Origin of the sequence: Lysinibacillus sp. NPDC097195, from assembly GCF_044762075.1 — a bacterium.
Taxonomy (GTDB): Bacteria; Bacillota; Bacilli; order Bacillales_A; family Planococcaceae; genus Lysinibacillus.
The window spans coordinates 66835-84959 of record NZ_JBIWDP010000007.1; the positions used below are offsets into that span (position 1 = coordinate 66835).

The following is an 18125-nucleotide window of genomic DNA, read 5'->3' on the forward strand; positions in this document are numbered from 1 at the left end:
TTTATTGACTTCTAGTTTTAAGGACCTTACTCTGAAGATGGGCAAAAAATCACAAAATTATTAAGAAGAAATTGGAGGAATGGGTAAAGAGATTATGTGGATTAAAGGTATTGGTGGTAAATTAGTTGTAGCAATTATTGCTTTAGTTTTTGTGACATGCGGAACGCTCGGTTTTTCGACATGGTGGAATAGTACAAAAGCAGTCGAGGATCAGGTGCAATCGAATTTAATTTCGAGGGCAGAGGACGTATCGAAATACATAGAAGAGCATTTCCAACTAGCCTTAGTGGAAGTGGAAGCCATTGCGGAGCAAGCAGCTATCCGCAGTATGGACTTTGAAGAGCAAAAAACATACTTAACGAAACGCTTTAAAGATACGAAAAACTATTTAGGATTTGGCATTATTACATCAGATGGAATAGCCCATTATTTAGATGATACAACGGCAGACTTAAGTGATCGTGCCTATGTAAAGGAAGGATTTGCGGGCAAAACGGTGATGTCGGAAATTACGATTAGTCGTGTAACGAATGAGCCAGTTATTTTAATTGTCGCACCGATTGATACAGTAACAGGTGAAAAAGCATTGCTTTTAGCGCGTATAGATGGCTACTATTTATCCAACATTGTCGAAGATATTAAAGTTGGCGAAAATGGTTATGCCATGATGCTAGATGCTAAAGGTACTGTTATTGGGCATAAAAATCATGCGCTTGTAAAAGAGCAGGTCAATACGATTTCTGCGGCTGAAGAATCAGGCGAAATAACGGGAGAATCATTAGCAGCACAAGAAATGATTTCAAAATCAAGCGGTTACTTTTCCTTTGATACGAAGGAAGGTGGTACGAATTTGATGGGTTACCACACATTAAATAATGGGTGGAAAATGGGCGTAGTCGCATTAGAGGATGAAATGCTAGCTGGGCTTACGCAATTAAAGACGAATTTCATTATCATGACAATTATCGTTTCAATATTAGGATTATTGATTTCGTTTGCGATTTCTCGTTCTGTAAGTAGACCATTGCGTCATGTGCTTCGTATAAGTGAGGGCTTATCTGAAGGAGATTTTACACAAGAAATTCCGGCTAAATATTTGAAACGTATTGATGAAATGGGGACAATGGCGCGAGCATTAGATAAAATGGCAGATAATATGCGCGATATGATATCTCATGTTGGTAAGGAAGCGAAAATGGTCAATGAAGCGTCATGTGATTTGACGGGGGATGTACTTGCTGTGACTAAACATTCCAAGCAAATTGCAGGTGCAATTGGTGAGGTAGAGCGAGGCGCACAAAGTCAAACAGCCATGGCTGAAGAAAGTGCATCAGCTATGGAGCAAATGGCACTAGGTATTCAAAATATTGCTGAGGTTGCTTCAACAATAGCAACGAATACCGATTTTATTTCCGAGAAAATAAGTGAGAGTAACGGAGCTGTTAAACAATCGATTGACCGTATGGATGATATTCAGCGTGGAACAGCAGTAGAGCTTGAGATTATTCGTAAGCTGGAACAAGAGTCGAAAGAAATAGAGCTTATTTCGAAAATGATTACGGATATCTCAGATCAAACAAACTTATTGGCCCTGAATGCATCCATTGAAGCTGCACGTGCAGGAGATGCCGGAAAAGGCTTTGCGGTAGTGGCAGAGGAAGTTAGAAAGCTTTCAGAGCAAACAGCTGGATCGGCTGCCAAGATTAATGTATTAATCGATAGGGTGCAGGCGTACACATTAGAGGTTGTGAAAGCAGCAGAAAGCGGCGAAGAAAATGTAGCCCGAGGTTTAGTTGCTATTGACGCGGTAGGGGAGCGCTTTGAAGAAATCGTTCAAGCGGTAGGTAAAATTGCAGGTCAAATTGAGGAAATGAATGCTTCAGCAGAGCAAATGTCAGCCAATACGGAAGAAGTTTCCGCTTCAATGGAAGAAATGGCGGCAACAGCACATGCTGCAAGTGATTATGTATCTGAAGTGAAACAGGCAACATCTGAGCAAATGACCACTGTAGAAACGATGAACGGTCAAACGGTGAAAATGTCGGAAATGGCAACTCGTCTACAAGGAGCCATCCAAAAATTTAAATTGTAAAATGAGCAAAGTGTTAGATTGATTCCCAATCAATCTAACACTTTTTTCTATGCCGTTATTGTCTGCTACGGTGGTTATTTTCACCTCAACAATAATGGTTTGAATTGTCGTAAAAATTCAGAATTGTTTGGGTGACTGGCACTCTAGTTTGAGAGAATTTTGAGAGTTTTCAATTGCTATAATCAGTCGGGGTATTTAGATACTTTAAGGGGATTTGAGGTTTACATACTACTTAAAAATTTACAAATAATTGAAGGAGGTACTGTTTTGCACTACAAAATACACAAGAGAAAATTGGCTGTATGCGTTTGTTTGTTGTTGCTCATTTCAACTATTTTTAGTTTTACTACACAGGGACAAATAACATATGCGGCTTCTAACAATAAACCACCTGTTGTCGTTGCATCTGAAAGAATTCCAAAACAAACAATAGCTCTTGGTCAAACGAAGGTGATTGACTTAAGTAAGTTATTCTATGATGCAGATGGTGATACCTTAACTTATTCGGTAGTTTCGACTCCTGTAGGAATTGTTACTACGACAGTAAATGGCAATCAGCTGACAATCGAAGGGTTAGCACCAGGGAATACGAGAATAAAAGTAACTGCAGATGATGGGAAATTAGGAAGAGCAATGAGTAGCTTTGAAGTGGAAGGTTTACTTTATAGCAATTCTTCACCAGAAGTAGCACAAGCTCTTACGAATCAAACGTTAGTTGTGAATAGCGCCGATAGCACATTCGATATTAGCAATGTATTTACAGATGCAGATAACGATGTTTTAACATTTAGTGCAGTGTCTGATAATACAGGAATAGCGACAGTAAGTTTGACTGGCACAACGTTGAGCGTGTCACCGAACGAAGTTGGGACAGCTACCATTACTTTAACGGCTTCGGATGGTAATGGAGGGATTATTTCAACAACCTTTACAGTAACAGTGATAGCAGCTTCATCTAATCACGCACCAATCGTGGCAACAACAATTAAAAATCAACGAGGAAATAAAAACGGGCCTAATTGGAATGTGGACCTGCAAGATGTATTTAGCGACGAAGATCAAGATGTTTTAACCTTCAGTGCTAGTTCAAGTAATGGAGCGATTGCTACTGCCGCTTCAAATGGAGGGACAACCCTGTCACTTACACCAAAAGAAGTAGGGACAAGTACGATTACCGTCACTGCAGATGATGGCAATGGGGGTCAAGCTTCAACAAGCTTTACAGTGACTGTAACTGCCCCAATGATCTTTATATCTGATTTTGTGCAAGGCGGGGAAGGTAGAGATGTCATCGAACTATTTAACCCTAATCCAGTCGAAGCACCTGTTGGATATGAAATTGTCATCCATCAGTATAACCCAATTACAGGCACTCGCAATGTGGAAAGAGTCGAGGTCTTCAGTTCATATATTGCTTATTACGTCGCAATTAATGAAATATTTTATGATTTTTTTGATATAACAAATGCTCAATATTATAATTCTGAGTACCATGCTACAAGTGGTAGTACTATTGTAGCGATAGCTTTAGAGTGTAATGGCCAAATAGTAGATTTACTAGGGGACCCCACTGCAACAACTGCCCTTTTACCGAATAATGGTGGCTTCAAAAGACATAACAGATTTCAATCAGGATCTTCTATATTTGAAAGCTCTGAATGGGGACAATTAAGTCCTGGCGATTATTCTTCTATTCGAGCGAACTTTTAAGTGTTTTATATTTTGATACGTAAAGGATGAGTCATATTCGATACAAAAAAAATAAGATATCTAGCCTATTTTTAATTATATTGGCGGTAGCATTATGTATATTACCATTGTCGGATGCCTCAGCAGCCAAATATGATTTCGCTTTATTTAATAATGCAAACAATACTGATGATATGAAGACAGCTATGATTAGTGAGTGGAATGTCTTGCATTATTCAGCTAGCGCCCATGAAATGTTTTTGAATTTCAAAGCAGCAGATCAAAACGAATTAGCCCATTGGATGATAGAAAATCGTCCACAAGGTGGCTATACTTCAACTACTATAGTTCGACAAACCTATTTAAATGCATTAGCAGACCGCTCATTTTTAATAAATGTAAATAGTGCTGTAGATTCTTTTGAGCTATGGACGGTATTTGAAGAAGATACAGAACTTAACTATAGTGACTACATATTGTTAACAACAGCAGAGCAAGACGAAGTGTGTAAACAATTGCTGCAAGTTCGACCTAGTGAAGGGTTTAATAAAGTAGAAGTGCTTCAATCTGAAATGAATACAATACTTTATCAAGTACTTTTAAATAAAGTCCAAAACGATAAAAGCTCCTTAGCAGTAATATATAGCGAAGGGGATTCAGCAGCATCCGCTACGCAAAAACTTACATTACCGACTGAAGGTATGAATGAAACAACCATTAGTTGGTCATCGAGTAAACCGGAATTTATTGATAATAATGGCTCGGTTACTCGCCCATCTTTATTGCAAGGGAATCAAACTGTAATGTTAACAGCGACGATTTCGAAAGGTAGTGTAACGAATACGAAAACGTTCACGATTATTGTAAAAGCTTTATCACAAGCGGGTCATGCCAATTTGAAAAATCTAATGATATCAAGTGGCACACTAAGCCCTGCTTTTAACAAAGAAATCACATCCTATACAGCAAGTGTTTCTTCAGTAGTAGATAGTGTCATTATTACACCTATTGTAGAAGAAAGTACATCTACAGTTACTGTCAACGGTACATTAGCTACACAGCCGATTAAACTTGTTACAGGTGCTAATACTATTCAGGTGATGGTAACGGCGACAGGCGGATCCAGTCAACTGTACACAATCGTCATTACAAAAGCGGCTCCTGCTGAAAGTAATAACGATGGCTCGAATACACCGAGTCCAACGCCGACACCTGAACCTTCCCCTACAGATGAATCGATTATTTTTGTAAATGGGGAAAAAGTGTCGATTGGGCAAACAGTACAGACGACAGTTAATAATCACAAGGTTGTTACATTAACAGCCGATACCGAAAAACTTTTGGAAAGACTTGAAACTGCGGGCAACAAAGCGATTGTAACCATTCCTATCAATGATACAAGTGCAGATATAGTCATAGGTGAGCTAAATGGTGAAATCGTAAAAAATATGGAAAACAAGCAAGCATCGATTGTTGTGCAAACACCGACAACCTCTTATACATTGCCAGCTCAAGAAATTAATATTGATGCCATCTCACAGCAATTAGGGGAAACTGTTGCGTTAAAAGATATTAAGATTCATATAGAAATTGCTAATGTAACAGAACATGAGGCAAACCTGGTAGATGCTGCGGCAAAGCAATTGAATTCCACATTAGTGGCGAAGCCGGTTGATTTTAAAGTTACTTATACATTTGGCAATATGAAGGGTGATATAAGTAAGTTTAATGCCTATGTAGAACGTACAATTGCGCTCCCGGATGGCGCCGATGTAAACAAAATTACAACGGGAATTGTGGTGAGACCGGATGGTACCACTTATCATGTGCCTACAAAAGTTGTCCAAAAAGAAGGAAAGTATTTTGCGGTAATTAACAGTTTAACAAATAGTTTATATACGGTTGTATGGCATCCGATAGAATTTGAGGATGTAAACACACATTGGGCAAAAAATGCTATTAATAACCTCGGTTCTCGCTTCGTTATTGAAGGTACTAGCGAAGGTATTTTCCAACCAAATAAAGATATTACACGTTCACAATTTGTAGCAATCATGGTACGTGGTCTAGGGTTGAAGCCAAGTGAAGCAACAAATTCATTTAGCGATGTGGCAGAGAATGCTTGGTACAAAGACTATTTAACGACAGCTACAGAATATAATTTAATTCAAGGCTATGGTAACGGCAAATTTGGGCCAAACGATAAAATTACGCGTCAGCAGGCGATGACTATTTTAGCTCGCGCCTTGACATTAACAATTATTAATACAGATATAACAGATAAGGAAGTCAATACAATTTTAGCGCCATTTAAGGACAAGCAAGAAATTGCCGACTTTGCAAAGCGTTACATTGCACTATCGGTAAAAGCGGGTCTAGTAACGGGAAGAAGCAATCAAACAATAGCGCCAGCTGAAAATATTAGCCGTGCAGAGGTTGCAGTAATAATTGAGCGTTTCCTAAAAACATCGCAATTAATTGACTAACTTCGTGGATTGAAGCAACCTTCATGAAGTGAACATATCAACAAATGAGCCTCGCAAAGCATAATTGCTTGCGAGGCTCGTTGTGTCTCTAAGGTTACATTGTTAATTTAACGCTTCTTGCATAGTAACAAGCAGTTGCTCACAAGCAATAATGCGCTCGCCACCGCCTTGCACCATTTGCTCACTACCGCCGCCTTTACCATTAATAAATGGTAAAACTTTTGTGGCAAGCTCTTTCATACTTGCTTCTACTTGTGCGCCCCGAGCAGCGACAAACTGTAGCTTGTCTTCATTTTCTGAAACAAGTAATGCGATTGCATCGCAACGTTCAGTAACAATAAAGCGTGCCAATTTTTGAAGTTCTTGTATTGTGCGATTATGGAAGGAAGCTGAAATCACATGGGTATCGCTCGAAGCTAGCGCTTTCGCTTCGTAGGTTAGTAGTTCTTCTTTTGCTGCTACAAGTGCCTTTTCAGTCGTTTTTTGCGTAGCTAGTAATTTTGCAAGTGCTGAGGCAGCTTCTGCTTCAGGTACACTTAATTGTCTTGCAACATCGGCTAATACGGTTTTGCGCATGGCTAACTCCTCTAAAACGCGCCCACCACATACAAAGGAAACACGTACATTGCATTTCATTTTTTCGGTACCGAGAATTTTAATGGCGCTCACTTGCCCTGTAGATGTTGGATGTGTACCCCCGCAGCCATTGTAATCAAAATCAGGAATAATCACTAAACGAATATCACCTGTGACAGCTACTTCTTTTCGTAAGTTATAATGACCTAACTCTTGTTCTGTAATCCATTTTGTTTCAATGGGGCGGTTTTCTAAAATAATGGCATTTGCTCGAGCTTCAGCCGCCGCAAGTTGTTCACTTGATAATGAATTGACAGCAATATCAATCGTTACTTGTTCACTGCCGAGATGGAAGCTTACTGTTGGCGCATCAAAAAGTTCGACGAATGCTGCTGTTAAAATGTGCTGACCAGCGTGCTGTTGCATGTGATCGAATCGGCGCACCCAGTTCAATTTACCGTGCACTTCACCAGATAAAATCGAAGCATCGCCCGCGATATAATGTCGAATTTCATCGTCAACTTTTTCAACGTCGATTACGTCCGTATTATTTATTGTGCCCGTATCATGTGGTTGACCACCACCTGTTGGATAAAATGCTGTGTTAGAAAGCACAACATAGTGGCGTCCATCAGCCTCAATACCAGTACGAACAATCGTTGCTGTAAATTCACGTAACATAGCATCTTGATAATATAGTAGCTCTTTCATAAAAAAGCCTCCTTATGTCATTTAAGTGTGTAAAGTGTTATTGCTGAATTAAGCTTCCTACTAAAAGTTTATTTTATTGTGGCATAATTGCTTGGAGGTGTATACAGGTTTTCTAGTTGACCCATGCTGAAATTGAATTATTATAGAAAAGAATAGGTAAAGATAAAGGAGCTAGTATAAATGGATATTACACAATTCTCAATGGAAGAAATTTTAGATCCAACGAATATTATTGAGGGTAAGCGTTTTGAATTTATTTTAGATGTGGATATTGACGAAGAGGACGAATTATACCATGAAGCAGGTATTGAAATTCGTGTGTTAATCGGTGAAAAAGATGGTGCTCCATTTATTTTAAATTATTTCATTATGGAAAAGGCAGAGGGAGAGTATTTAGACTTTGCGTTAGAAGATGATGAATTAGGAGAAATTTTAACTTTCTGCAAAGAAGAAATAGCTAAAGCATAAGTATTACTACAGGTAAGGAAAACACATCGTTTTCTTTACCTGTTTTTTTGTATGGCAATTACTCATCTGTAGTCTAATTATTTTATTTGAAAAAGGCGGTAGTGGAAACGTGCATTAGTAATTCGCTTTTTGTTAACATTGATTTATGAGGCAAATATTAGAATTTATTGTACATATCAAAAGTTGGTATGAATCATCTCATGTGAAAAGGTGTATAAGTTTTATAATGCCTCATGTGCTATGACTGACGGGAAACGTCATCTATGAAAAATAAAAAAACTAGGTGTAATGACAAGGGGGCTTGAAGGGTGAAATTCGTAATCATTGGAGGAGATGCGGCGGGCATGTCAGCCGCTATGGAAATTTACAGAAATGTACCTGGTGCAGAAATAACCTCTTTAGAGCGGGGTTATATTTATTCATATGGACAATGTGGATTGCCGTATGTAGTAGATGGACGGATTTCATCAACAAAGCGTCTCATTGCGCGAGATGTTGAAACGTTCCGTGATAAATATGGTATTGATGCACGCGTTGGACATGAAGTCGAACATATCGATGTAAAGAAGCAGTTGGTTATGGGAACACAAGCTTCAGGCGAAACATTCCAAATTGCTTATGATAAACTTCTTATCGCTACAGGTGCTGATCCCATTATTCCAGTGCAACAAGGTGCTGATTTAGCAGGTATTCATAAAGTGAAAACAATTCCTGCGTTAGAAGATTTACTTGCCGATCTATCGTCAAATATAGAGCAAGTAACGATTCTTGGCGGGGGCTATATTGGGCTGGAAATGGCAGAAACGATCCATGCATGTGGTAAGAAAGTTCGACTTATTCAGCGAGGGAATCAAGTTGCCAATATTTTAGATGAAGAGCTAGCAAAGCACGTTCATGACGAAGCGAAAAAACAAGGTATTGAGCTTCTCTTAAATACAAGTGTGGAAGGGCTTGAAGGTACATCTCGTGTCGAGCGTATCGTTACCGATAATGGAACGTTTGATACCGATTTAGTCATTGTCGCTGCGGGTATTAAACCGAATACGCAATTTTTAAATGGGACAGATATTGTACTTGCCGAAAATGGCGCAATTATTGTAAACCGCCATTTAGAGACGTCGGTAAAAAATATCTATGCGGCAGGAGATTGTGCCACGCATTTCCATATTGTAAAAGAACGTTTAGATTATGTTCCACTTGGTACGACCGCTAATAAACAAGGGCGGTTGGCAGGTCTTAATATGTCAGGGAAATTTGCACCGTTTCGAGGCATTGTCGGCACCTCTATACTGAAATTTTTTGACTTAACGATTGCCACAACAGGCATTAATGAGCGTAGCGCTAAGGAGCTTGGTTTTGACTATGAGGCATATAAATTGTCGGCTCGTCATATTGCAGGTTATTACCCAGGAGCCCAACGAATGTTTATTAAAATTATTGTGCGCAAACGAGATCAACAACTGTTAGGTGCACAAATTGTTGGACCAGCTGGTGTGGATAAACGCATCGATGTCTTTGCAACAGCGTTATACAATAAAATGACATTACCGGATTTACTTGATTTAGATTTAGCCTATGCACCTCCTTTTAATGGTGTATGGGATCCGTTACAACAGGTTGCTAGAATGAATGGACGTTTATAATAAGGGGGACTTAGTAATGAGTATTTATGATATTCACGTAGCATTAGAAGATGGGTCAGAATATAGCTTAGAGCGTTATAAAGGGAAAGCCATGTTAATTGTTAATACAGCGACGAAATGCGGTTTCACACCACAGTTTGAGGACTTAGAAGAGCTTTATAAAAAATATCAGGATGAGGGACTTGTTGTGCTTGGCTTCCCTTCTAATCAGTTTAAGCAGGAAGTTGCCACTGCTGAAGAAGCGGCCTCACAATGCCGATTAACGTATGGTGTAACGTTCCCGATGCATGAAATGGTGAAGGTCAATGGCAAGGATGCACACCCGGTTTTTGACTACTTGACGTCCCACTCTAAAGGCTTCCTTGGTAGTAGCGTTAAGTGGAACTTTACAAAATTTTTAGTAGATCGCAACGGAGAAATTATTAAACGCTACGGCTCTGCCGATAAACCGAGTAGCTTTGAGGAAGATATTAAGGAAGTATTAGGTTAGAAGTACTTTGGGGATAGTAACATATCCTCTAGTTGAAAAATTAATATGATTTATTTGCAGCATGCAATAGAGCGTCGGAAAAAGACATTGAGAAGGTAGTTCATTCTTGATGTCTTTTTCTATTTTTTCTCTGCTTAATTACCGTGTAACTTTCCTTGTTTAGTGGATTGGAGCGGAGAGCGGGCGACTCCTGCGGCTTACGGTGTGCCCGCGTAAAGCGGCCGTCAGTAGCGGAAATCCACGACAGTTGTCATTTCTGATTTTTGATTTAAGGTTGTTGTAAGCTTGCGACAATTTTGCTGTAAGTTTGGGGTCGTATACTGGAGTCAGAAAGAGGTGAGCGTATATGACGCCATTATTAAAGGTACAAAATGTAGGAAAAACATACGGCAAAGGCGCGAATACTTTTACAGCGCTTGAAAATATCACATTTGAAGTAGAACAAGGTGAGTTTGTCGGTGTAATGGGGCCATCAGGAGCTGGGAAATCCACGCTTTTAAATGTATTAGCAACAATTGATACGCCAACAACGGGCGATATAGTAATCAGTAATACAAATTTAGCACAGATGAAAGACACGCAATTAGCAGATTTCCGTCGTGATAATTTAGGATTTATCTTTCAAGATTATAATTTGCTCGATTCCTTAACCGTTCGTGAAAATATTGTACTACCGTTGGCAATTGCAAAAGTACCCCAGCAGGAAATAGCTATAAGAGTAGAGCGCATTGCACAGTTGTTTGGCATTCGTGAGCTACTAGATAAATATCCTTATCAAATTTCTGGTGGTCAAAAGCAAAGAACAGCTTCATCCCGTGCATTAGTAACCGCACCGAAACTTATATTCGCCGATGAACCAACAGGTGCACTCGATTCAAAATCAGCGACAGATTTACTCGAGAGCTTAAGCGATTTAAATCAAACACATGCGGCAACGATCATGATGGTTACACATGACGCATTTGCAGCAAGCTTCTGTCAGCGTATTCTCTTTATTCAGGACGGCAAGCTTTCCAAGGAGATTCATCGTGGCGTCAAAACGAGAAAGCAGTTTTTCCAGGAGATTTTACAGGTGCTTGCAGGCATCGGAGGTGGAGTAAATGACGTTATTTAGTTTGGCGCGTAAAAATATTCAGCGCAATTTATCCAATTATTTTTTATATATCGCCTCAATGGTATTTAGTATCGTCATTTACTTTACATTTGTCACGCTAAAATACAGTGACGATCTTGCAAGTTCCACAGGGATGTCGCAACAAATTAAAGGATTAATGAGTGCATCATCGATTGTACTTTTATTTTTCATTGTGATTTTTATCGCATACTCCAATTCGTTTTTTATGAAGAAGCGGAAAAAAGAAGTGGCACTCTATTCGTTACTTGGTGTACGTAAACAAAAAATCGGCCTAATGCTCTTTTTTGAGAATTTAGTGATTGGGCTCGTATCACTGATTTTAGGTATTGTAATCGGCTTTTTTATGTCAAAGGTGTTATTAACAATTTTAGTAAGATTAATGGGCTATCAGGTCGTAGCGAATTTAACATTTACACCTGAAGCAGTATTTCAAACGGCGGGAATCTTTGCAGTGTTATTCCTATTGACTTCTGTACAGGGCTACCGCGTGATTTATCAATTTAAACTAATCGACTTATTCCATGCTGAGAAGCAAGGCGAGAAAATTCCACGTGCATCACTGTTAGCGGCTATTCTAGGAACAATATTGATTGCATTTGGCTATTACACAGCCTCTTCTGATATTTTTACAAGTTCCATTTGGAAAGTGTTTTCTATTCTTGGTACGCCACTTTTAGTAATCGGTTTCACAATTGTCGGGACATATCTACTGTTCCATAGTGTAAGTGTGTTTGTACTGACGGCGTTGAAAAAAGCAACAACTTGGTCTTGGAGAGGCTTGAATTTAATAGGCGTTTCACAATTATTGTATCGTATACGGGCAAACGCTAAATCATTGTCCATAATCGCCATTTTAAGTGCAACAACCATTACAGCTGGTGGCGGAGTATTTGGGATGTATTACAATACTGAAGCGTCAGTACGTCATATGCTGCCCAACACATTTATGTGGAAGGGTGAAGCTGTTGAATTTGATCAACAGAACGTGAAATACAACGAAACAATCCATGCAAAAAATTTACGTGTCGATAATGAATTTGCTTTTTTTGAATATACATTATTGAAGGAATCAGATTACAATCATTTAGCCTCATTGCAAGGGAATGAACGTGAGCTTCAGATTGCAGATGGCTCCGCTGTACTACTAGACGTTAACTATGATGAACGTTTTTCGCATGACTTTACGGGTGAAAACTTTAAATTGCAGAGTGGGGAATCGTTTCATATCGACAAAATGTATACAGATAGTGTGCTAAACTTTATGCCAGCTGGCACTGTGCTTGTTGTCAACGATCAGGTGTTTGAAAAGACGAATGCAGAAGGGGTCACGATGCAGGTTGTTGGCATGGGCAATGACTTGAAGCAACAAAGTGTATCCAAAGAAATTTTTGGACAGCTTACTTCCGAGCAACAAGAGTGGTTTTCAAGTGTGCCTCAAAGCTATGAAGATAGTCTAGGGACGGTCGGTTCATTATTGTTTGTTGGAAGCTTTTTAGGGCTAGTATTTTTAGCGGCTACCGGCAGTATTATTTATTTTAAAGTGCTAACAGAGGCAGAAGAAGATCAAGCGAAGTATGCAGTATTAAATAAAATCGGTGTAAATAGTAAACAAATTTTAAAAACCGTTGCAGGGCAGGTTGCTGTTATATTTGGCGCACCACTGATTGTGGGAATCGTACACAGTGCTTTCGCGCTGCTAGCATTTTCACAATTATTTAATATGGATATAACTAAGCCTGTGTTATTATGGATGATTGCCTATTCCATCATTTACGGCTTGTATTATCTCTTTACTGTACGGTCGTTTTATAAAATTGTGAGACAGGGGAATTAATATGAAAAAGATGTTTATAAGCATTGGAGCGCTGTTTATTTTGTTTGTGGCAGGTCTAATTGTCCTCATGACAGTAGACTTTAACCGTTTAAATAAAGACACATTCTATGTGCATATAACGACCGATGGGGAAGTAGAGGAATATAAGGCCAATGACGGGCAAATAATACAAACATATTGGTATGAGCTACCAGCATTTAAAGAGAACGGGGAAGAAATGACCTTAACATTTTCTGCACAAAAAAATTTACGCCTAGATGCTTATCTAAAACTTTATGTGAAAAATAATAACGAAGTGACGTCTTATGATGAAATTCAATTTGATGATATGCCGGCTAAGGTCCAGGCACAAATAAAATAATAAAGAGGGGCAGTCCATGTGTAATTGGACCGCTCCTCTTTTTATTTTTCCATCACCTGAGGCAAATGGATTGTTACCGTTGTTCCTTGTTGTTCCTCAGATGTAATAGTCACTGTTCCTCCATGCGCTTCAATAATATCTCGTGCAATAGCAGTACCAAGTCCAGTACCTTGTTTTTGCTCCGTATTTGTCCCACGATAGTAACGCTCAAAAATATGAGTAAGGTCTTCCGCACTTATACCACGACCATTATCAGTTATGGTGATCGTGTGCGCTTCTACTAACACGTGAACACATACCTCAGGACAATTATGCACTATGGCATTGTGTAAAAAATTCACAACAGCACGCCGCATAAAGTGTTCATCAATTGAATGGACAATGACCTCTGCTGTTGCCTCGAATTCTATATTTGCTTGTTCATACGTTGGTGTATTTAATGTGTCGATAATAATTTCACGCATAAATTGGACGATATTGACCTCAGTTAATGTCTGTGGAAGCTGCTGATGTCTTAGCCGCATTGTTAAGTTTAAATCTTCAAGTAAATCTTGCATATGCAACGACTGTTTTTCAATAATTCGCGCGTATTCGTTGTGTTCTTTAGGTGTTAAACCTCCATCATTTAATAACTCTGCATAACCACGAATGGAGGCAAGTGGTGTTTTCATATCGTGTGAGACATTGCTAATCCATTCTTCACGCATCGTCTCAAGACGCTTCCGCTCTTGCTCATAGGCAGCTAACTCACTCGATACTTCACTTAAATTTTCGAACACAGGTCGATAGAGACCTTTTGGTACGTTTATTGGCAGGTGCTTGTGATTTTTTAAATGCTGGATACGTTCTATCATGGCATAAAGAGGTTTCGTTAATGTACGGCCAAACAACCAGCCGACAAGTGTTGCGACTAATAAATCGGCAATAACTATTAGCAATCCATATTTCCCGATAAGGGGTAGTATCGATGCGCTCGAAAGGTGAACTACTAACCTCGAAACACCACTGCCTTTTATACCAATTAAATAGCTAATATTATCTTTACTACCTACATAAACCGTTGTATCAACATCGAACTCCTTATACTTGTACACTTGAATTAAATCAACGGGCGTATAATGAGCAAGTGCCTTTTGAGGTGCGAAATAGGCATCGATCACTTGCCCATTTACATCAAGTAATTGAATCCAAGCATTTCTTTGATGTAAATGTTGTAGACCATCTTCACTTACAGTAGGTTGACCATTAGTTATATCAATATACTGCTGAAAACTGCGCACAAAGATTTCCTCGGTATCGGCAGTAGCACTTTCAAATTTATTTAGCTGCTGATATATAAGTAGCCCAATTAAAATGGCGGTATTGACGAAAATCACAATGATGACAATAGACAAAATAGATAGGAGAAAGCGGGCAGTTAATCGCCATTTCATATTTGTGGCTCTTTTGGCACGACAAATTTATAGCCAAGCCCTTTGACTGTTGTAATATAAAGCGGTTTAGATGGATCATGTTCTATTTTTTCCCGCAAACGGCGAATATGTACCATAACCGTATTGTCGGACCCAAAAAAGTCCTCACCCCAGACATGCTCGAATAAAGTTTCCTTACTTAAAATGCGATTTGGATGATGCATAAAGCAAGCCATTAATCCGATTTCTTTAGCCGTTAGCTCTAATAAAATACCATCCTTATGTACTTCTGTTTCATCGCTATTAAGTACAAATGGACCGACTTGAATGAACTTTGCAGTAGTAGTCGGCGAAGCCTCCTGTATTTGATAACCTGCACGACGCAGTTGGGCCTTTACACGATAAGCAACTTCTTTAGGGCTAAAAGGTTTTGTAATATAATCATCTCCACCAATGGCGAGACCTAAAATTTTATCGATCTCTTCATTTTTAGCTGACAAAAAAAGAACTGGAATATGGGATACTTCACGAATGCGGCGGCATAAATCATAGCCTTCACCGTCTGGAAGCATCACATCAAGTAGCGCGATATCGGGTTTTATTTGTTGAAAGCAAGTCCAAGCATTGGCAATCGAGCCAGCTGTATATATTTGTTTATAGCCTTCTTTTTGGAGACTAACCTTTAGCAGATTAGCTAAATCAGCCTCATCTTCTACGATTAAAATAGTTGGTTCAGGCACAGTCATACGCCCTTTCTATTAAGGTTCATTTTAGCTTTCTTTATTATAAATGAAAGTGCTGGAAAGACGAAATGTGATGAAATGCTATAGAAGTGTCACTTTCTTCACGAACAAGCTGATTTATCAAAAAGATGAATAATCAAATGCTAATGCTTTACTCGAAATAGCAGGAACTTTTGTTTTCCATGTCGAAATAAAGATAATAAGTTAGATGATTTGTATATCAATAAATAAGCTCTCTACTCAGAAGTGGAGAGTTGTCTTTTTACATAACTATTTTTTGGATTGGGAGAGTGGATGAACATGATTACAGAAATGCATGAAAAAGCTAAACAACCAGAAAATGATGAAAGTGTACAGCAGGTGGAGGCAGTGGAAACATTGTTTGTCAATGAGTTCATCGACGGCATTTTAGATCCACAGCAACCAATGCTTGGCCCTGTGAAAAATGGAGGTACAATCATTGCGAATACAACGCCTGGTTGCTGGGGACCCATGTTAACACCAACCATTCGTGGTGGGCACGAAGTTACGAAGCCTGTTTATGTTGAAGGCGCTGAGGTTGGTGATGCCATTGTTATTACTATTAAATCTATCCAGGTAACATCTCTTGCGACAGCATCTGGGCATGATGAGGCCATTGTGGACCGATTTATCGGTGATCCGTTTGTATCGGTAAAATGCCCTGGCTGCGGTAAACTCCATCCAAGTACTGTGGTAACTGGTATTGGCTCACAAGCTATACGCTGTTCAACGTGTGATACGGAAACAGCGCCATTTAAAATGACAAACGGCTATACAATGGCACTTGATCAAAAAGGCAATATTGGTGTAACGGTCGGACGAGAAGGAGCTCGACGTATAGCGCTAGATGCGAAAAATTATATGCGCACACCTGAAAAATCGATGCAAAATCCTGTGGTAGCGTTAGCACCGAGCGATTTAATAGGTGTGATGGCAAGAATGAGACCATTTTTAGGGCAGCTGGGAACAACGCCTTCGAAGGCGATGCCCGATTCACATAATGCGGGTGATTTTGGTTCATTTTTAATAGGAGCGCCACATGAATATGCATTTACACAAGCTGAATTAGATGCTCACCGAACAGATGGCCATATGGATATTAGTCGAGTTCGTGAAGGTGCGACGATTATTTGTCCAGTGAAAGTACCTGGTGGTGGCGTCTACATTGGCGATATGCACGCGATGCAAGGAGATGGTGAAATTGCCGGGCACACAACAGATGTTGCGGGCATTGTCCAACTGCAAGTAAGTGTTTTGAAAAAAGTAGCCCTTGAAGGTCCTATTTTATTACCAAACGAAGAGGATCTGCCATATACAGCGAAACCTTTTTCTAAGGAAGAAAAACGCCGAGCTCGCGAATTAGCGGAGGAATTTGGTGTAAAGCAAGTGGAAGAAGCATTCCCAGTATCTGTAGTTGGTACAGGGACAACCTTAAACGATGCGACAACGAATGCCATTAATCGAGCAGCAAAACTATTTGAAATGACTGAGCCGGAAGTGATGAATCGCGCAACTATTTCGGGATCTATTGAAATAGGCCGCCATCCAGGTGTTGTGACTGCAACATTCCAAGTGCCGAAGCCTGTGCTAAAAAAAGCGCGCATTTATAAACCAGTTAAAAAGCAGTACGATTAGGCTTTAATTGTTAACCAATATAAATCCCATAGCTATGCTGACTTAAATCGGCGTTTGCTGTGGGATTTATTTTTGGCATTTAAATATTTTGGGAAATTTCGATTGTACTATTGCAACTTTTAGCATTATTAAAATATAATAGTCAAATTGTAATCTCCCTTTTTACTGATATAATAATAAAAGCTTCTAAATCTACATTTTTAATTACTTTAGATATAATTTAATTTTTAAATTCAAGGATGGTGACTATGGCAGATTTCGTACGTTTGCAAGAAAAGGAAACAAAAAATCATCGGATAAAAGCATACATAGCTAAGATGAGTGGCGGTGGACATGCTCCTTCAAGAACTAATCTGGCGGATGCAATAACAGGTGCAGTTGGTGGTTTACTTTGTATTTTTGTATTACTTTGTTTAACAAATTTTACAGGCGCACCTTGGTTAATGGCATCTCTTGGAGGGAGCTGTGTACTCGTTTTTGTTGTATGGAATGCGCCATTGTCGCAACCACGTAATATTATTGGTGGCCATCTAATTTCAGCCTTTATCGGATTGGCGATGAATGCCTTATTAGGATCAAATATCGTATCAATCAGCCTTGGTGTTGGATTAACGATTTTTTTCATGGCATTTTCGGGTGTTATCCATCCGCCAGCCGGAGCAAATCCGATTATCATCATTTTAGGAGGATACGGCTGGAGCTATTTATTGATGCCAGTGTTAATAGGCGCAGTCATTATTGTCCTCTTTGGCTTGGTGATAAATAATTTACGACAGACAAGGAAATACCCGCAGTATTGGTGAGCAGTTGGCTGTAATAAAAAATAAAA

Annotated in this window: 14 protein-coding genes; 11 read left to right on the forward strand and 3 right to left on the reverse strand. The window is 39.3% G+C overall.

The features are described from left to right. The first annotated feature begins 79 nt into the window (after nt 1-79). The 3 genes from ACIQXI_RS20385 to ACIQXI_RS20395 all read left to right on the forward strand — a co-directional run bounded on the left by ACIQXI_RS20385 (nt 80) and on the right by ACIQXI_RS20395 (nt 6267). A complete protein-coding gene (locus ACIQXI_RS20385; RefSeq protein ID WP_402928142.1) occupies nt 80-2092 on the forward strand; it encodes a methyl-accepting chemotaxis protein in 2013 nt (670 codons plus the stop codon). Nucleotides 2093-2359: 267 nt separating this feature from the next. Continuing rightward, a complete protein-coding gene (locus tag ACIQXI_RS20390; protein ID WP_402928143.1) occupies nt 2360-3802 on the forward strand; it encodes an Ig-like domain-containing protein in 1443 nt (480 codons plus the stop codon). Between the two features lie 26 nt (nt 3803-3828). Further along, nucleotides 3829-6267: an S-layer homology domain-containing protein gene (locus tag ACIQXI_RS20395; RefSeq protein ID WP_402928144.1), complete on the forward strand. Its 2439-nt coding sequence runs from the start codon at nt 3829-3831 to the stop codon at nt 6265-6267. A 102-nt stretch (nt 6268-6369) separates the two neighbouring features. On the opposite strand, the gene ACIQXI_RS20400 is transcribed toward ACIQXI_RS20395, so the two are convergent. Continuing rightward, nucleotides 6370-7554 (reverse strand): alanyl-tRNA editing protein, encoded by a 1185-nt coding sequence (locus ACIQXI_RS20400; RefSeq protein WP_402928145.1) that lies wholly within the window; start codon nt 7552-7554, stop codon nt 6370-6372. A 180-nt stretch (nt 7555-7734) separates the two neighbouring features. Between ACIQXI_RS20400 and ACIQXI_RS20405 the strand changes: the two genes are divergently transcribed. The 6 genes from ACIQXI_RS20405 to ACIQXI_RS20430 all read left to right on the forward strand — a co-directional run bounded on the left by ACIQXI_RS20405 (nt 7735) and on the right by ACIQXI_RS20430 (nt 13485). Beyond that, on the forward strand, nt 7735-8022 hold the full coding sequence (locus ACIQXI_RS20405) for a DUF6509 family protein (RefSeq protein WP_402928147.1): 288 nt from the start codon (nt 7735-7737) through the stop codon (nt 8020-8022). Between the two features lie 308 nt (nt 8023-8330). Further along, on the forward strand, nt 8331-9665 hold the full coding sequence (locus tag ACIQXI_RS20410; RefSeq protein ID WP_402928149.1) for an FAD-dependent oxidoreductase: 1335 nt from the start codon (nt 8331-8333) through the stop codon (nt 9663-9665). A 16-nt stretch (nt 9666-9681) separates the two neighbouring features. Beyond that, nucleotides 9682-10155: a glutathione peroxidase gene (locus ACIQXI_RS20415; protein WP_402928151.1), complete on the forward strand. Its 474-nt coding sequence runs from the start codon at nt 9682-9684 to the stop codon at nt 10153-10155. Nucleotides 10156-10501: 346 nt separating this feature from the next. After that, nucleotides 10502-11269, forward strand: coding sequence for an ABC transporter ATP-binding protein (locus tag ACIQXI_RS20420; protein WP_402928152.1), 768 nt, complete (start codon nt 10502-10504; stop codon nt 11267-11269). Beyond that, nucleotides 11256-13124 carry an FtsX-like permease family protein gene (locus ACIQXI_RS20425; RefSeq protein WP_402928153.1) on the forward strand — a complete coding sequence of 623 codons (1869 nt, stop codon included), beginning with the start codon at nt 11256-11258 and terminating at the stop codon, nt 13122-13124. Before ACIQXI_RS20420 ends, ACIQXI_RS20425 begins: the two co-directional genes overlap by 14 nt. 1 nt (nt 13125) lies before the next feature. Beyond that, nucleotides 13126-13485, forward strand: coding sequence for a YxeA family protein (locus ACIQXI_RS20430; protein WP_402928154.1), 360 nt, complete (start codon nt 13126-13128; stop codon nt 13483-13485). A gap of 41 nt (nt 13486-13526) precedes the next feature. Here ACIQXI_RS20430 and ACIQXI_RS20435 read toward each other — a convergent pair whose 3' ends face one another. Beyond that, nucleotides 13527-14918: a sensor histidine kinase gene (locus ACIQXI_RS20435; RefSeq protein ID WP_402928155.1), complete on the reverse strand. Its 1392-nt coding sequence runs from the start codon at nt 14916-14918 to the stop codon at nt 13527-13529. Further along, on the reverse strand, nt 14915-15637 hold the full coding sequence (locus tag ACIQXI_RS20440; protein WP_402928158.1) for a response regulator transcription factor: 723 nt from the start codon (nt 15635-15637) through the stop codon (nt 14915-14917). The genes ACIQXI_RS20435 and ACIQXI_RS20440 overlap by 4 nt, the downstream gene beginning before the upstream one ends. Nucleotides 15638-15940: 303 nt before the next feature. Here ACIQXI_RS20440 and ACIQXI_RS20445 point away from each other — a divergent pair, with 303 nt between their 5' ends. Both ACIQXI_RS20445 and ACIQXI_RS20450 read left to right on the forward strand, forming a co-directional pair. After that, a complete protein-coding gene (locus tag ACIQXI_RS20445) occupies nt 15941-17296 on the forward strand; it encodes an acetamidase/formamidase family protein (RefSeq protein ID WP_402928159.1) in 1356 nt (451 codons plus the stop codon). A gap of 248 nt (nt 17297-17544) precedes the next feature. Then, nucleotides 17545-18099, forward strand: a complete 555-nt coding sequence (locus ACIQXI_RS20450; protein WP_402928161.1) for an HPP family protein — start codon at nt 17545-17547, stop codon at nt 18097-18099. Nucleotides 18100-18125 lie beyond the last annotated feature (26 nt).